General features: G+C 28.7%; 14 protein-coding genes. 6 read left to right on the forward strand and 8 right to left on the reverse strand.

Translation table 11 applies throughout. From position 1 onward, the window contains the following. Positions 1 to 189: 189 nt before the first annotated feature. A complete protein-coding gene (locus K5V21_RS10840) occupies positions 190 to 471 on the reverse strand; it encodes a hypothetical protein (RefSeq protein ID WP_221861270.1) in 282 nt (93 codons plus the stop codon). A gap of 93 nt (positions 472 to 564) precedes the next feature. Further along, positions 565 to 1,920: a YjiH family protein gene (locus tag K5V21_RS10845; RefSeq protein ID WP_221861271.1), complete on the reverse strand. Its 1,356-nt coding sequence runs from the start codon at positions 1,918 to 1,920 to the stop codon at positions 565 to 567. A gap of 219 nt (positions 1,921 to 2,139) precedes the next feature. On the opposite strand from K5V21_RS10845, the gene K5V21_RS10850 reads away from it, so the two are divergent. Further along, complete coding sequence (locus K5V21_RS10850) at positions 2,140 to 2,841, forward strand: hypothetical protein (RefSeq protein WP_221861272.1); 702 nt, start codon at positions 2,140 to 2,142, stop codon at positions 2,839 to 2,841. 72 nt (positions 2,842 to 2,913) lie between these two features. Here K5V21_RS10850 and glpK read toward each other — a convergent pair whose 3' ends face one another. Both glpK and K5V21_RS10860 read right to left on the reverse strand, forming a co-directional pair. Continuing rightward, positions 2,914 to 4,410 carry a glycerol kinase GlpK gene (gene glpK / locus K5V21_RS10855; protein ID WP_221861273.1) on the reverse strand — a complete coding sequence of 499 codons (1,497 nt, stop codon included), beginning with the start codon at positions 4,408 to 4,410 and terminating at the stop codon, positions 2,914 to 2,916. Between the two features lie 29 nt (positions 4,411 to 4,439). Next, positions 4,440 to 5,147: an MIP/aquaporin family protein gene (locus tag K5V21_RS10860; RefSeq protein ID WP_221861274.1), complete on the reverse strand. Its 708-nt coding sequence runs from the start codon at positions 5,145 to 5,147 to the stop codon at positions 4,440 to 4,442. Between the two features lie 494 nt (positions 5,148 to 5,641). Here K5V21_RS10860 and proB point away from each other — a divergent pair, with 494 nt between their 5' ends. The 5 genes from proB (at position 5,642) to K5V21_RS10885 (ending at position 10,738) form a co-directional block, all read left to right on the forward strand. Continuing rightward, positions 5,642 to 6,460 carry a glutamate 5-kinase gene (gene proB, locus K5V21_RS10865; protein WP_221861275.1) on the forward strand — a complete coding sequence of 273 codons (819 nt, stop codon included), beginning with the start codon at positions 5,642 to 5,644 and terminating at the stop codon, positions 6,458 to 6,460. A gap of 1 nt (position 6,461) precedes the next feature. Then, complete coding sequence (locus tag K5V21_RS10870) at positions 6,462 to 7,706, forward strand: glutamate-5-semialdehyde dehydrogenase (RefSeq protein ID WP_221861276.1); 1,245 nt, start codon at positions 6,462 to 6,464, stop codon at positions 7,704 to 7,706. 71 nt (positions 7,707 to 7,777) lie between these two features. Continuing rightward, positions 7,778 to 8,227 (forward strand): GNAT family N-acetyltransferase, encoded by a 450-nt coding sequence (locus K5V21_RS10875; RefSeq protein WP_221861277.1) that lies wholly within the window; start codon positions 7,778 to 7,780, stop codon positions 8,225 to 8,227. Between the two features lie 243 nt (positions 8,228 to 8,470). Beyond that, positions 8,471 to 9,391, forward strand: a complete 921-nt coding sequence (locus tag K5V21_RS10880) for a TraB/GumN family protein (protein ID WP_221861278.1) — start codon at positions 8,471 to 8,473, stop codon at positions 9,389 to 9,391. 330 nt (positions 9,392 to 9,721) lie between these two features. Continuing rightward, positions 9,722 to 10,738, forward strand: a complete 1,017-nt coding sequence (locus tag K5V21_RS10885) for a TDT family transporter (protein ID WP_221861279.1) — start codon at positions 9,722 to 9,724, stop codon at positions 10,736 to 10,738. A 115-nt stretch (positions 10,739 to 10,853) separates the two neighbouring features. On the opposite strand, the gene K5V21_RS10890 is transcribed toward K5V21_RS10885, so the two are convergent. The 4 genes from K5V21_RS10890 to K5V21_RS10905 form a co-directional block, all read right to left on the reverse strand. After that, positions 10,854 to 11,348 carry a hypothetical protein gene (locus K5V21_RS10890; protein ID WP_221861280.1) on the reverse strand — a complete coding sequence of 165 codons (495 nt, stop codon included), beginning with the start codon at positions 11,346 to 11,348 and terminating at the stop codon, positions 10,854 to 10,856. A 102-nt stretch (positions 11,349 to 11,450) separates the two neighbouring features. Continuing rightward, positions 11,451 to 12,758 (reverse strand): FtsW/RodA/SpoVE family cell cycle protein, encoded by a 1,308-nt coding sequence (locus tag K5V21_RS10895; protein WP_221861281.1) that lies wholly within the window; start codon positions 12,756 to 12,758, stop codon positions 11,451 to 11,453. Further along, entirely contained in the window at positions 12,755 to 13,090 is a 336-nt protein-coding gene (locus K5V21_RS10900; RefSeq protein WP_221861282.1) for a PadR family transcriptional regulator, read from the reverse strand. Before K5V21_RS10900 ends, K5V21_RS10895 begins: the two co-directional genes overlap by 4 nt. A gap of 13 nt (positions 13,091 to 13,103) precedes the next feature. Then, the gene (locus K5V21_RS10905; RefSeq protein WP_221861283.1) at positions 13,104 to 13,688 is read right to left on the reverse strand and encodes a VanZ family protein; all 585 of its coding nucleotides are present in this window, start codon (positions 13,686 to 13,688) and stop codon (positions 13,104 to 13,106) included. Between the last annotated feature and the right edge of the window lie 225 nt (positions 13,689 to 13,913).

A 13,913-nucleotide genomic window follows, 5' to 3' on the forward strand; every position in this document is an offset into this window, starting at 1 on the left:
TATAATATTTCTAGAAAACTGTTACAGGTTCTTTTGAATTATACGGTTTTTACTTTGAATCGAGTAAACAATAAAGAACTTACATAAAGCATTTATCGTGTTAACCTTAAATTCTTAACTGTAGATACTTTTTATTATTAATTTAAGATAAAAAGAGAAGTAATTATTAGATATTTTTTTAATTTACTTCTATTCCTTTATTTTATACTTCATAGTAATTGGTTCTATTATAAATAATGTAATTATAGCTATTATTACAAATGGAATATAGAAGGGAACAATTCCCTTAGCTGATAGGAGTTGAGATACACCATAACCTATAACTAAGCATATTCCTGCAACAAAGGTATTAGATAAAGTAGCTATTAGAGGAGTTTTGCAATGAGGACATTTTGTAACTCTACTCATTTTTACTTGAGTAACTTTAAAATCTTCTTTACACTTAGGACATGTTTTAGTGAAACTATACAAAGTAATCACCTCCTAATTTAAATATATTATACAGATTATACCATATATTGCTACATATTAAACAAAAACCCCATCTATAGATGAGGTTTTTATTTAAAAGAATATATTTGCCATTATAACAATAACAGGTAGTGTTATGATAGTTCTTTCTATAAATAATATTACTAAGTCTTTTAATCCAACTGGAATTTTTGATCCAAGTAAAAGTCCACCAACTTCTGACATATAAATAAGTTGAGTAACTGATATACAAGCAACTATAAATCTTGTCATTTCACTAGTTATACTAGTTGCAAGAACTGATGGAATAAACATATCAGCAAAACCAACAACTAATGTTTGAGCAGCAGCAGCAGCTTCTGGAACACCAAGTAATTTTAACAATGGAATAAATGGTGTACCCATAACTTGGAATATTGAAGTGTATTCTGCAATCATAAGTGCAATGCCGCCCATAGCCATAACTATTGCAAGAACACCAATCCACATATCTAGTACATTTTTTATTCCTGATATAACAAATTCTTTTGGGTGAGTATTGTCACTAGCCTTTTCTACAGCTTTTTCAAGTCCCCAAGAAAATGGAGTATAGCCTTCTGGTATAACTTCTAAATTTTTTGAATCCTGACCACCAAAGTAATCATCTTTCTTTCTTGAAAGAGGTGGTATTCTAGGTATTATTATTGCAGCAACTATTCCTGAAAGTGTAACTGTTAAATAAAATGGTAGGAACATATGAGCAAGTCCTACTTGAGATATTATAACTAGACAGAATGTAATTGAAACAGCAGAGAATGTTGTACCAATTACAGCAGCTTCCCTTTTAGTATAAAAACCTTGTTCGTATTGTTTTGAAGTTAAAAGTATACCAATACTTCCATCACCAAGCCATGAAGCTATACAGTCAATTGAAGATCTACCTGGTAAGTTAAATATCGGTCTCATGAATTTAGTAAGAAGTGATCCAACAAATTCTAAAAGACCAAAATCTAAAAGTAGTGGAAGTAAGAATCCTGCAAATAGGAAAACTGCTATTAGTATAGGTAATAAATCATTTAAAACAAGTCCACCAGTATTCTCTGACCATATGAATTCTGGTCCAATTTTAAAAAATGCACATATAATAAAAATCATTCCTAAGATTCTAGCAATAAACCATAGTGGTGTTACATTAAATAGATTATTTAAATAAGTATTTTTAGTTAAAAACTTTGGCTTAAATAATTTTATAACAACACTACCTACAACTGATAGTGAAATAAGTATTAATGCCATGAACTTAAGTAATTCTGTAAAATTCCCCTCAATAAAATTAGCCATAAATGCTATTGGTATAGTTATCTGTCCATCTATTTTCATTGGTATCATAAATAGAGATATTCCAATTAAAGATGGTATTATAAATTTCAATAATGATGCCGTGTGGTATTTAGTATCTATCTTTTCCATAATTAGCTCCTTTATATAAATTTTATGCATAAATTATTTATAAATATACAATATATATACATGATAACCTAAAATATTAAAAAAAGATACCCTTTTTAATAAAAATATTCATAAAATATACATAAAACATTAAAGGCTTAATTTAAAATAGTGGAGTATCAAATAAAGAAAACTACAGACAATATTAAGGTAGAAAGAAATGAAGGAGGGTGAATTGCGATGGCACAAAATGAACAAAATACACAAGATTCACAGTGTATGCAATATATGCAAACTGCGCAAAATAAGCAAGGCTTGCAGAATGAACAGAATACGCAAGGTTCACAAAATACACGAGGCTCACAGAATGAACAGAATACGCAAGGTGCACAAAATAAGCAAGTCTCACAGAATGAACAGAATACTCAAGGTGAACAAAATACGCAAGGTTCACAAGATGAACAGAATACTCAAGGTACACAAAATATGCAAAGGCCACAGAATGAACAGAATACTCAAGGTGAACAAAATACGCAAGGTTCACAAGATGAACAGAATACTCAAGGTACACAAAATATGCAAAGGCCACAGAATGAAGAAAATGTGCAGAATGCACAAGTTGCACAAAATGCGCAATATGCTCAATACGCACAAAATGCACAATATGCGCAGTATGCACAAAATGTACAAAATGGGCAAAATACACAAAATGAACAAGGTACACAAAATAATCAAAATGAACAAAATACACAAAGTGCAATAGAAAGTGTAGAAAGCTGCCTAGATGAATTAAATAAGGCTAAAACAAAGTTAGATGAAGCTATTCAATCATCAGAAAAAGAGCAAAATAAAAGCTTAATTCAAAATTCCTTAAAGTCAGTTGACCAATCAATAAATAATGTAGAATATACAATCAATAACTATAAGGAGAGCAGTAAATAGATTGATAAAACATTAAATAAAAAAGAACTATCAATTATAATTGATAGTTCTTTTATAGTTAAATGTTATTAATTAATCTTCTTCCCAATCCATAGATCTCTTAACAGCCTTTTGCCATCCAGCATAATATTTATCCATATCAGCCTTAGAAGCCTTAGGGATGAATGTTTCACCAATGCATTTCATAGACTTAATTTCCTCTTTATCTTTCCAGAATCCAACTGATAATCCAGCTAAATAAGCAGCACCAAGTGCTGTTGTTTCTACTATTATTGGCTTTTCTACCTTTTTATCTATTAAATCAGATTGAAATTGCATTAAGAATTTATTTCTACTTGCACCACCATCAACACTTAAAACGTTTACTTCACAATTTGTATCAGAAACCATTGCATCTAAAACATCTTTAGTTTGATAAGCTATTGATTCTAAAGCAGCCCTTATTAAATGGTTTCTATTAGATCCTCTAGTTAATCCAAGGATTGCTCCTCTAGCATACATATCCCAATAAGGTGCACCAAGTCCTACAAATGCAGGTACAACATATACTCCACCATTGGTATTAACTTTTTTAGCAAAGTATTCAGAATCAGCAGCATCATTTACTAATCTTAATTCATCTCTAAGCCATTGTATAACAGCACCACCAACAAATATGGATCCCTCTAAAGCATATTGAACATTATCCTTAGTACTTGCTGCTATTGTTGTTAGAAGTCCTTTATTACTTTTAACCATTTCATTACCTGTATTCATAAGTAAGAAACATCCAGTACCATACGTATTCTTAGCATCACCTTTATTAAAGGCAGTTTGTCCAAATAGAGCAGCTTGCTGATCACCTGCCATACCTGAAACTGGAACTCTAACACCACCTTCTCCACCTAAATTAGTATATCCATAGATTTCTGATGAGCTCTTAACTTCTGGAAGCATACTCTTAGGTATGTTTAATTCATTTAATAATTTTTCGTCCCATTTTAAATCTCTTATATTAAATAGCATAGTTCTTGATGCGTTAGTATAGTCAGTTACATGAACCTTTCCATGTGTAAGTTTCCAAACAAGCCATGTATCAACTGTTCCAAATAATAATTCACCCTTTTCTGCCTTTTCTCTAGCACCTTCAACATTATCGAGTATCCATTTTATTTTTGTTCCTGAGAAATAAGCATCTATAACTAGTCCAGTAGTATCTTTTATATATTCTTCTAATCCTTTTTCTCTTAATTTATCACATATAGGGGCAGTTCTTCTACATTGCCAAACTATTGCATTATATATAGGAGTTCCTGTATTTTTATCCCAAACTATTGTAGTTTCTCTTTGATTTGTTATACCTATTGCTGCAATTTCATCTTGATTTATATTACTTTTAGCTATAGCTTCTTGAAGCACTGCAAATTGAGATGACCATATTTCCATAGGATTATGTTCAACCCAACCTTCTTTTGGATATATTTGAGTAAATTCCTTTTGGCTAACTGCAATTATATTTTGTTCTTTATCAAAAATGATTGCTCTTGAACTTGTAGTTCCTTGATCTAATGCTATTACATATTTTTTCATTTCACTCACCTCTAAATTAAAAATATTAATTATCTAAATAAGTATATAAATGTAAATCCTCCAACTAGTGCTCCTAGGATAGGTGCAACTACAGGAATCCATGCATATTTCCAGTCAGAATCTCTCTTTCCTGGCACTGGTAAGATTGCATGAGCTATTCTTGGAGCTAAGTCTCTTGCAGGGTTGATTGCATAACCTGTAGTTCCTCCAGAGCTTAAGCCTATTGCCCAGATTAGTAGTCCTACAGCAAGTGTATTTAATCCATTTGCCATTGGAACTGCATTTATTCCTAGAATAGCAAATACTAATAAAAATGTTCCTATAAATTCACTTATGAAATTAAACTTACCATTTCTTATAGCTGGGCCTGTACAGAATACTCCAAGCTTACCATCTTTATCATCAGTTGCTTCAAAATGATTATAATATTGAATAAATACTAGGAAAGCACCTAAGAAAGCACCGATCATTTGAGCGGTTATATACATAGGAACTTGACTCCAAGGGAAATCTCCAATAGATGCTAATGCTAAAGTTAGTGCTGGATTAAAGTGAGCACCACTTGTAGCACCAAATATGAATGCAGGAATAGCGACAGCAAAAGCCCAGCCAGTAGTAATAACCATCCAGCCACCATTTGTGCCTTTTGTTTTTTTCAAGACAACATTTGCAACAACCCCATCACCTAAATAAATTAGGATCATTGTTCCAATCATCTCAGCTAGAAAATTGATCATAAAAATACCCCCATTAGAATTAATTTTTATAATATGAACATTAGCAATAGTTTTAAAATATTGTTAATGAACAAATCAAATAATCTTAGGTTACATAATAAAATAAAAAAAGCTAAGCAAAAAGATGAAAATCTCCTTTATGCTTAACTCTCTAAATCTCTATCACACAAATTATATTCATTTTATTTAATTATCAAACGTAAATGTATTTTTATTCTTTGAAAATGTTTACAACAATAGTATAACACTTTTGACTAGATATGTAAAAAGATTTTTAGAGAGTAAAAAATAATTTATAAGTATAGTATTTTAATATGCTAAAAATATGAGAATAATGAATAATGGACTGTTAATTTTAATAGTTTCAATAAAAAACATTATATTTTTGAGGTATACTATATAAAGTAATTAAACTTTTATAGTAAATATAATAATAAAAAGATATAATAAAATCAGTTTAATAAATAAAATTAATACAAGGGGCTGTGCACAATATGAGCAATAGAAATGAAATAAAAGATTCAAAAAGAATAGTTATAAAAGTAGGAACATCTACATTAACTTACGAGAATGGAAATATTAATTTAACTAGAATTGAAAGATTAACTAGAGTTATTTCAGATTTAATGAATTCTGGCAAAGAGGTTGTACTTGTTACATCAGGTGCAATTGGCGTTGGAAGTAGTAAGTTAAAGCTTAAAGAAAAACCCCAAAGTATTAGAGAGAAACAAGCAGTTGCAGCAATAGGTCAATGTGAATTAATGCATATATATAGTAAATTTTTTGGAGAATATAGCAATACAGTAGGTCAAGTATTACTTACTAGAGATGTTGTTGAAGATGATCATATAAGAAATAATGTATGTAATACATTTAATACATTATTAGAAATGGGAGTAATTCCAATAGTAAACGAAAATGATACGGTTTCAATTGATGAAATAGAGAATATAGTTAAGTTTGGAGATAATGACAATCTGTCAGCTATAGTTTCACGACTTTGTGATGCAGATCTTCTTATAATACTTTCAGATATAGATGGATTCTATGATAAGGATCCAAGAACCAATGAAGATGCTAAACTTTTAACTGAAGTTCATGAAATAACAGAAGAATTAGAAGCAGCAGCAGGTGGAGCAGGAACAAGCTTTGGTACAGGTGGAATGATTACTAAGCTTGCAGCTGCAAAGGTTGCAAATAGTTCAGGTATAAACATGATTTTAGCAAATGGTGAAGAACCAAAGATACTATTAAATATAGTAAACGGAGAAAATATAGGCACATTATTTTTAAAGGGTAGAGAGGAGAATTAAAGTGAGTGAGTTAATTTTAAAAGGGCAAAAAGCCAAGGAAGCATCATATGTATTAGCTAATCTTACTACTACAGATAAAGATAGGGCTTTAGGAAGTATGGCAAAAAAGCTTTTAGAAAAGTCAGATGAAATAATACTAGAAAACAAAAAGGATTTACAAAAGGCGGTAGAGAACGGAACAAGCAAAGCTATGCTTGATAGATTATTATTAGATAAAAGTAGAATAGAAGGTATGGCAGAGGGGTTAATGCAAGTTGTAAATCTGCAAGATCCTGTTGGAGAAGTTATAGGAATGTGGAATAGGCCAAATGGACTTCAAATTGGTCAAAAGAGAGTTCCTATGGGAGTAATAGGAATAATATACGAAGCAAGACCAAATGTTACTTGTGATGCGGCTGGACTTTGTTTAAAAACAGGAAATGCAGTAATACTAAGAGGTGGAAAAGAAGCTATAAATTCAAATATGGCGATAATAAGAGCTCTTAGAGAAGGACTTAAGGAGGCAGGTCTTCCAGAAGATGCAGTTCAACTTGTTGAAGATACAAGTAGAGAAGTAGCTACAGAAATGATGAGATTAAATGATTATATAGATGTTCTAATTCCAAGAGGAGGAGCTGGGCTTATAAATGCGGTGGTTAATAATGCAACTGTTCCTGTAATTGAGACAGGTACAGGGAATTGTCATATTTATGTGGATTCAGAGTGTGATTTTGAAATGGCAAAAGATATTGTAGTTAATGCGAAAACATCAAGACCAGCAGTATGTAATGCGGCAGAAAGTTTAGTTATACACGAAGATATTGCGGAGGAATTACTTCCAATACTTGCAGAAGCCTTAAGAGAAAAAGATGTACTTTTAAAAGGTGATGAAAGAGCAAGAGAAATAGTAAAGGATATGGAAGAGGCTACAGAAGAAGATTTCTATAAAGAATTCTTAGATTATATAATGAGCGTCAAAGTAGTAAAAAATATAGATGATGCTATAGCTCATATAAATAAATATAATACTGGACATTCAGAAGCTATCGTTACAAGGAGTTATGAGAATTCTCAAAAATTCTTACAAAGAATTGATGCAGCAGCTGTTTATGTAAATGCATCAACAAGATTTACTGATGGATCAGAATTTGGATTTGGAGCTGAGATTGGAATAAGTACTCAAAAGCTTCATGCAAGAGGACCTATGGGACTTAAAGAGCTTACAACAGTTAAATATATTATATTTGGCAATGGACAAATTAGATAAATAAGTTATGAATAATTAAGCTCGCTCTAAGATTTTAGAGTGGGCTTTATATAAAAGGAGGAGAGAGCTTTATGAGACTTTGTATTGAGAAGTTTGATGAACTTACAAGAGATGATTTATATAGAATAATGCAAGAAAGATTTGAAGTCTTCGCTTGTGAGCAAAAAATAACATGTGAAAATGAATTTGATGGAAAGGATAAAGATTGTATACATATATATGCTAAGGATGGCGATAAAATAGCAGCTTATCTTAGAATATTACCAAAAGGGATTGGATATGAAGATACGCCTGGTATAGGAAGGGTGTTAGTAAAGAAAGAGTATAGGGGATATGGACTTGGGAGAGTTGTATTAAGAGCAGCTATAAAATATATAAAAGAAAATTTTGATGATAAAAAGATAAAATTATCATCTCAAGCATATATAAAGAGTTTATATGAATCAGTTGGATTTTCAGTAGTATCAGATGAATATGAGGAAGCTGGAATTCCCCATGTTAAAATGATTTATGATATATAGTAAAAAGCCTTCGGACGTTAAGTCTTGAAGGCTTTTAAAGGTATTATTGAAAGTAAGTTTGGTCAGTTCTTAAAAAATCAAGTAACTGCCTCTTACTATAAATTATCTGAATATTCAAATAAATTATACTATAAATTATAAATAAAATCAAATTACATCTATATCTAATATATATTATGAGTTTTGGTAAAATATGTTACAATTAATGTGTAAATAAACACTAAAAGGGAGAGTGTATGGGATATGTTTATAAAGAAGCATAAAAGGGGAATAGCATCACTTTTAATAGTGGGAAGTTTCTTCACTACTATATTATTTGGATGCTCTAAAAAGGAAGAGGTGTCATCTACTCCAAAGGCTAATGGATTTCAGTGGGAAGTAAAAAAGGATGATAAAATTATGTACTTAATAGGTACAATGCATCCTATAAATAAGGGGTATGATTACTTTACTGATACTGTAAATAATATAGTTAAAGAAACAGATGTACTAGCAGTTGAAATTAATCCAACACAGGAAGAGATATTAAAAGTTAACGCTGATGGGGTATATGCTGGGGATGACTCTATTGAAAAGGAATTAAGTAAAGATCAAGTTGAAAAACTAAAATCTATATGTAATGAAATTGGGATAGAATATGAAAAAATAAAGATATTAAAACCTAATATGGTTGTAAATAATCTTGAAGCAGTTTTATATGATAAAGCTGGTCTTACTATGGAAACCTTTGATGATATGTTAATGAAGGATATAAAGAATAAGAAAAAGGAGATAGTTCAATTAGAATCAATTGGTTTTCAAATGGATCTTCTAAATAAAATAGGGGGAATACAAGCATTAAAAGCAACCCTTGATGCACATGAAGATGGGAAGTTTATAGAGAGTGGGAAAGAAGTTATTGAGTATTCAGAAGGGTTAATGGATGGATATGTAAAAGGTGATACAAAGGTAATGGAAGATGCAATAAAAACTCAAAAGCAAAGTCCAGAAAGTTATGATCTTATGATAACTAAAAGAAATAAAGCTATGGTAGAGAAGATGGAAAAGTTCTTTAAAGAAGATAAAACATATACTGTAGCAGTTGGTGCACTTCACTTTTTTGGTGATGATGGAATAGTTAAAATGATGAAAGATAAGGGCTATGAAGTTAATATAATGGAATAATAAAAAGATTAGAGGCAAGTTATATCTTAAATAAAGAAGGTTTAACTTGCTTTTTTATAAGGATTTTATATTAGATCAATTAAAATTAGGTTTATTACAATAATTTTTAATATTTAACTTCAAAATATAATTAAGATAAGTAAATTAAATCCTAATAGAAAGTATACTTTTATATATAGGTAAAAATATATTATTATTATAAAAATAATATATTTTACTTATATGTAATGCAACTATATAATATAATTGAAGTTACTTAAGAATGCTTTAAATAAATTGATAACTATAGATAAATTGATGATAACTAATGATAAGAGGTGATTATTAGATATGAAAAAATACTTAGATAAATTAAAAAATTATCCTATTGGTATAAGTGGTACATGCTTAGCATTTATAACATTGAGTAATTCTTGGATAATAAAAGATGTTAATTATTTCAAGCCAATAGCAATATTTATTGCAGTATGTATGTTAGGACTAATGTTAATAAGATTAATTAGATTTCCAAAAGTTATGTTAGACGAATTGAAAAATCCTGTTACAGGTACATTTTACCCAACTATTGGTATGGTAGTATGGCTTGTTTCAGCTTATTTCTACCCTAGTTTCCCAGTACTTTGTAGTTATTTATGGATTGGTGCAGTAGTATATCACTATGCAATCGTAATTTTCTATACAATATTAAGAATTAAAGAGAGAAAATTTAGTAATATAATGCCAACTTGCTTTATCGTATATACAGGTATGATAACAGGTAGTGTTGCTAGTAAAGGAATGGATGGGGTTATACCTCAAATTCCACAAATAGCATACTTCATGCTTATGTTCGGATTTGTGTTTTATACATTACTATTACCATTAGTTCTATATATAGTGTTTAGAAGTGAAAAATTAGATGATCATAAACTTCCAACAGTAGGTATAATTTGTTCACCAGCTCCACTAGGAGTAGTTGGAATATTAACAATAGAACCAAATCCAAATAAATATATGTTAGCTTGGTTAGTTATTACAGGATTAATTTTACTTGTAGTTGTATATGGATATATTTTAAAATTATTTAAGGAAGGCTTTAAACCAGCATATGCAGCATTTACGTTCCCTTTAGCTATCGCAACCCTTGCAGCGTATAAATTATCAGATTATTGCATGGGATTAGGAAATATATCATTAGGAAATATTTTTGAATTATTAGGGAATATAGAAATATTTATAGCAACTTACGTAGTGCTATTTATATTATTAAATTTCTTAAACATGTTTATTAAAGCTATTAATCCTAGAGCAGGCAAATATATAGAAAAAGAAGAGCAAATAGTAGGGGGCTCTTTATACTCTAAATAATAAAAATATACTCTATATTTATAAAGTTTTATAAATATTAAGGAATAAAATAATAGAATTATTAAAGACAAGCTATAACCTTAGATAAAAAGATTTAGCTTGTCTTTTTTATATTTTAAGAATCGGATATTTCATTATTATATTTAATGTCTAAGTTATCTTGTGGAATAATTTTAAGTTCAATAGTTCCTTTTGCGTTTTTTGCATATATTTTTATTGAAAAATCATAGTTTCCATTAGAATTTATAACCATAGAGCCAGAATTATTAGATGATATTTCTTTAATAATGTTATTATTTTTATCTACTACATAAATATTTAATTTGCCACTTAAAATCTTACTGTCATATTTGATAGTAAAATTACCATTATCTTTAATATGAATTTTGCTTAAAGTAGTAATTCCGGTTAGTTTTCTGAAAGCTACTAATTGTTCATTATTGTTTTCCTCACTATCATAATATAGTGATGAAATCTTTTGATCAGGATCTTTTAGTAGTTCTTGTGGATTGTGAAATGCAAATACTGAAAACGTTTTAAAAAATAGGAAAATAATAATGGCTAAACTTGCTGATATAATGGCTACTCTTCTTTTGTTAATCATCTTCATAGAATATCATCCTCTCATCATATGGTAATAATACTAAAAATTACTTATATGATTATTATACTACAAAACTTAGATAATAAATAAAAGTAGCATAAGCTACTTTTATTTATTGCATGTATTTAAACTCTCTATATTAGATAAGTTTCTTATTTTATATATATTTAGTATTAATCCAATTAACATTAGGTTTATTATACCTGAAGTTCCCCCATAACTTAAAAATGGAATAGAAATTGGTATGTGTGGGGCCATTCCTAAATTCATAAGGATACCATATATAAACTTAATACAAAGAGTAGTAAGCATTATAATTATTAATGATTTATTGTAAGTATTTTTTACTTTCATTAATATTTTTGATATTTTAAATAATAAGAATCCGCATAATAAAACAGTAATAAATCCTGCTAAAAATCCAAATCTATATATTATAAAAGTAAAGATAAAATCTCCCTCAAATCCAGGCATTAAATATGTTGTAAAGTCATTAGCTTGTCCTATAAATACTGAGTTACTAAGAGCAGTATGGATTTGATTATATATATAAGTACCTCCTTGTGGGTCAGATGATGGATTTAAAAATGAAGTTAATCTCATAAATCTATAACCATCTAAAGCAAATAAAAATAATAAGAAACATACCAAAATAGGAATTAGTATATATCTATTTTTATATTTTTTAATTTTTAAAATTGTGCATACTCCAACAACATATATAGCTATACAAGGAATATTTCGAAATGTAATCATAAAGATTAATGGCATAAAGCATAGAGTATATACTTCTAAAAAATCCATTTTACTTTTACATTCTTTAACCCCTTTAACTAAATTGCATAATGATATTAGTATAAGTATAGGAGATAATTCTAATATATTTATAGAAACAGAACCTAACACTAAAAATGCTCTACTACCACCTATCACTTCTTCATGGAATAAGCAAAGTAACAATAATAATATAGATGTTATATATATCTTTTTAGACCATACATTTAATTTAATATAATTGAAATAGCTACTTAAAAATAGAAGAACTATTCCTATAAGAGAAAATACTAAACTTCTACTAATAAATAATTCTCTTAAATCTAAAGAGTTTGATAAAGAATTTAAGGCAATTAGGCCTATACATAATATTAATATTGTTGATATCAATATTCCCCATTCAATTGAAGGCTTATGGATTTTATTTAAATCATTACCAACTTTTTTGTAATCACCCATAACTGTAACTGCGTTTTTAATAGCTTCTTCATCATCTAGCCCCTTATCTAAATCTGAAAGAAATCTATCCTCAATATGGCATAATAATTCCTCACGAATTTCACTATGCATTCTAGTATTTCGTATATTTGAACAGACATTATCTAAGTAGTCATTAACAAGCTTATTATTTTCTATATTCATGCTGTAGTTCCCCCTAAAACTTTATCTACAGTTTTACTAAATAAACTCCATTCATCTTCTTTTTCTTTAAGATGTTTTTTTCCTGTGTTAGTGATGCAATAATATTTCCTTTTTCTTTTAGTTTCTCCTTCTTTCCAGAATGATTCAATTGCTCCTTCGTTTTCAAGTGCATGAAGTATAGGATAGAGTGTACCTTCGTTGAAAGAAAAAACGCTATTTGAAGTTACTTCAATTTCTTTAATCATTTCATATCCATACATCTCTTTCCTGTTTAATAATCCAAGGATTAAAAGAGAAGTACTGCCTTTCATTAATTCCTTGTTTACTTTCATTATTATTCCTCCTCTAATTCATTATAAGTTTAAATAGTTTTACCTTTGAGAATAAAGTAAATATTAAAAAGCCAAATAGTCCCCCTAAAATATTTAATATAACATCATCTATATCAGTAACTCTAAAGCCTCCACTTAATGATGTAATGAATTGGATTAACTCTATAGATATTGTAGCTATTAGTGAGATCTTAAATATAGGCTTTATATTATTAATATTCGGATTTACTATTGGAAGTAAAAATCCGAGTGGCGTGAAGAGTAATATGTTACCAAGCACATTAACTAAAAATAATTTTATTGCAAATAAAGTTGAAAATGAGTCTAAAAGGCTATTAAATGAATTTATAGTTTCTTTAAAAGGAACTAAGTTTATAGTTGCAGAAACATCAATTGTTCTTTGAGTATTTATAATAATAGGGAATATAGTTACACTCATAACCAATAGAATGTAGATTGCAAATAAAGTATTCCATATTACGCGTTTTGTAGAAAACTTTAAATTACTTCTTTTTTGCATTTTAAAGAATAGTATGTTGAGTATAATTATAAAAGGAATAGATATCAGAATTAGAAACCCAGAATTTAAATGAATCATTAAGTGTCCTCCTATATAATCATGAATTTTAAATTATACCTAGATAATCTATGTATAGATTATCTAGGTATAATTATATTAGAATATTTTAACAAATACAATACTTTTATCCAATAATATGTTAATTATGTAAAATGAATTTATATTAAGGGATAAATAAAAAAACAATATTAATCTTTTATATAAGTGTAAATTTAAACTAATACTATAATTCTAAATATTATT

This window comes from Clostridium sardiniense, assembly GCF_019753795.1.
Classification (GTDB): Bacteria; Bacillota; Clostridia; order Clostridiales; family Clostridiaceae; genus Clostridium; species Clostridium sardiniense.

Bases quoted from the DNA above. Each gene is read 5' to 3' on its own strand.
- K5V21_RS10890 (WP_221861280.1), bottom strand. From the start codon at position 11,348: ATGAAGATGATTAACAAAAGAAGAGTAGCCATTATATCAGCAAGTTTA.
- proB (WP_221861275.1), top strand. From the start codon at position 5,642: ATGAGCAATAGAAATGAAATAAAAGATTCAAAAAGAATAGTTATAAAA.
- K5V21_RS10875 (WP_221861277.1), top strand. From the start codon at position 7,778: ATGAGACTTTGTATTGAGAAGTTTGATGAACTTACAAGAGATGATTTA.
- K5V21_RS10850 (WP_221861272.1), top strand. From the start codon at position 2,140: ATGGCACAAAATGAACAAAATACACAAGATTCACAGTGTATGCAATAT.
- K5V21_RS10860 (WP_221861274.1), bottom strand. From the start codon at position 5,147: ATGATCAATTTTCTAGCTGAGATGATTGGAACAATGATCCTAATTTAT.
- K5V21_RS10900 (WP_221861282.1), bottom strand. From the start codon at position 13,090: ATGAAAGTAAACAAGGAATTAATGAAAGGCAGTACTTCTCTTTTAATC.
- K5V21_RS10895 (WP_221861281.1), bottom strand. From the start codon at position 12,758: ATGAATATAGAAAATAATAAGCTTGTTAATGACTACTTAGATAATGTC.
- K5V21_RS10885 (WP_221861279.1), top strand. From the start codon at position 9,722: ATGAAAAAATACTTAGATAAATTAAAAAATTATCCTATTGGTATAAGT.
- K5V21_RS10880 (WP_221861278.1), top strand. From the start codon at position 8,471: ATGTTTATAAAGAAGCATAAAAGGGGAATAGCATCACTTTTAATAGTG.
- glpK (WP_221861273.1), bottom strand. From the start codon at position 4,410: ATGAAAAAATATGTAATAGCATTAGATCAAGGAACTACAAGTTCAAGA.
- K5V21_RS10845 (WP_221861271.1), bottom strand. From the start codon at position 1,920: ATGGAAAAGATAGATACTAAATACCACACGGCATCATTATTGAAATTT.
- K5V21_RS10905 (WP_221861283.1), bottom strand. From the start codon at position 13,688: ATGATTCATTTAAATTCTGGGTTTCTAATTCTGATATCTATTCCTTTT.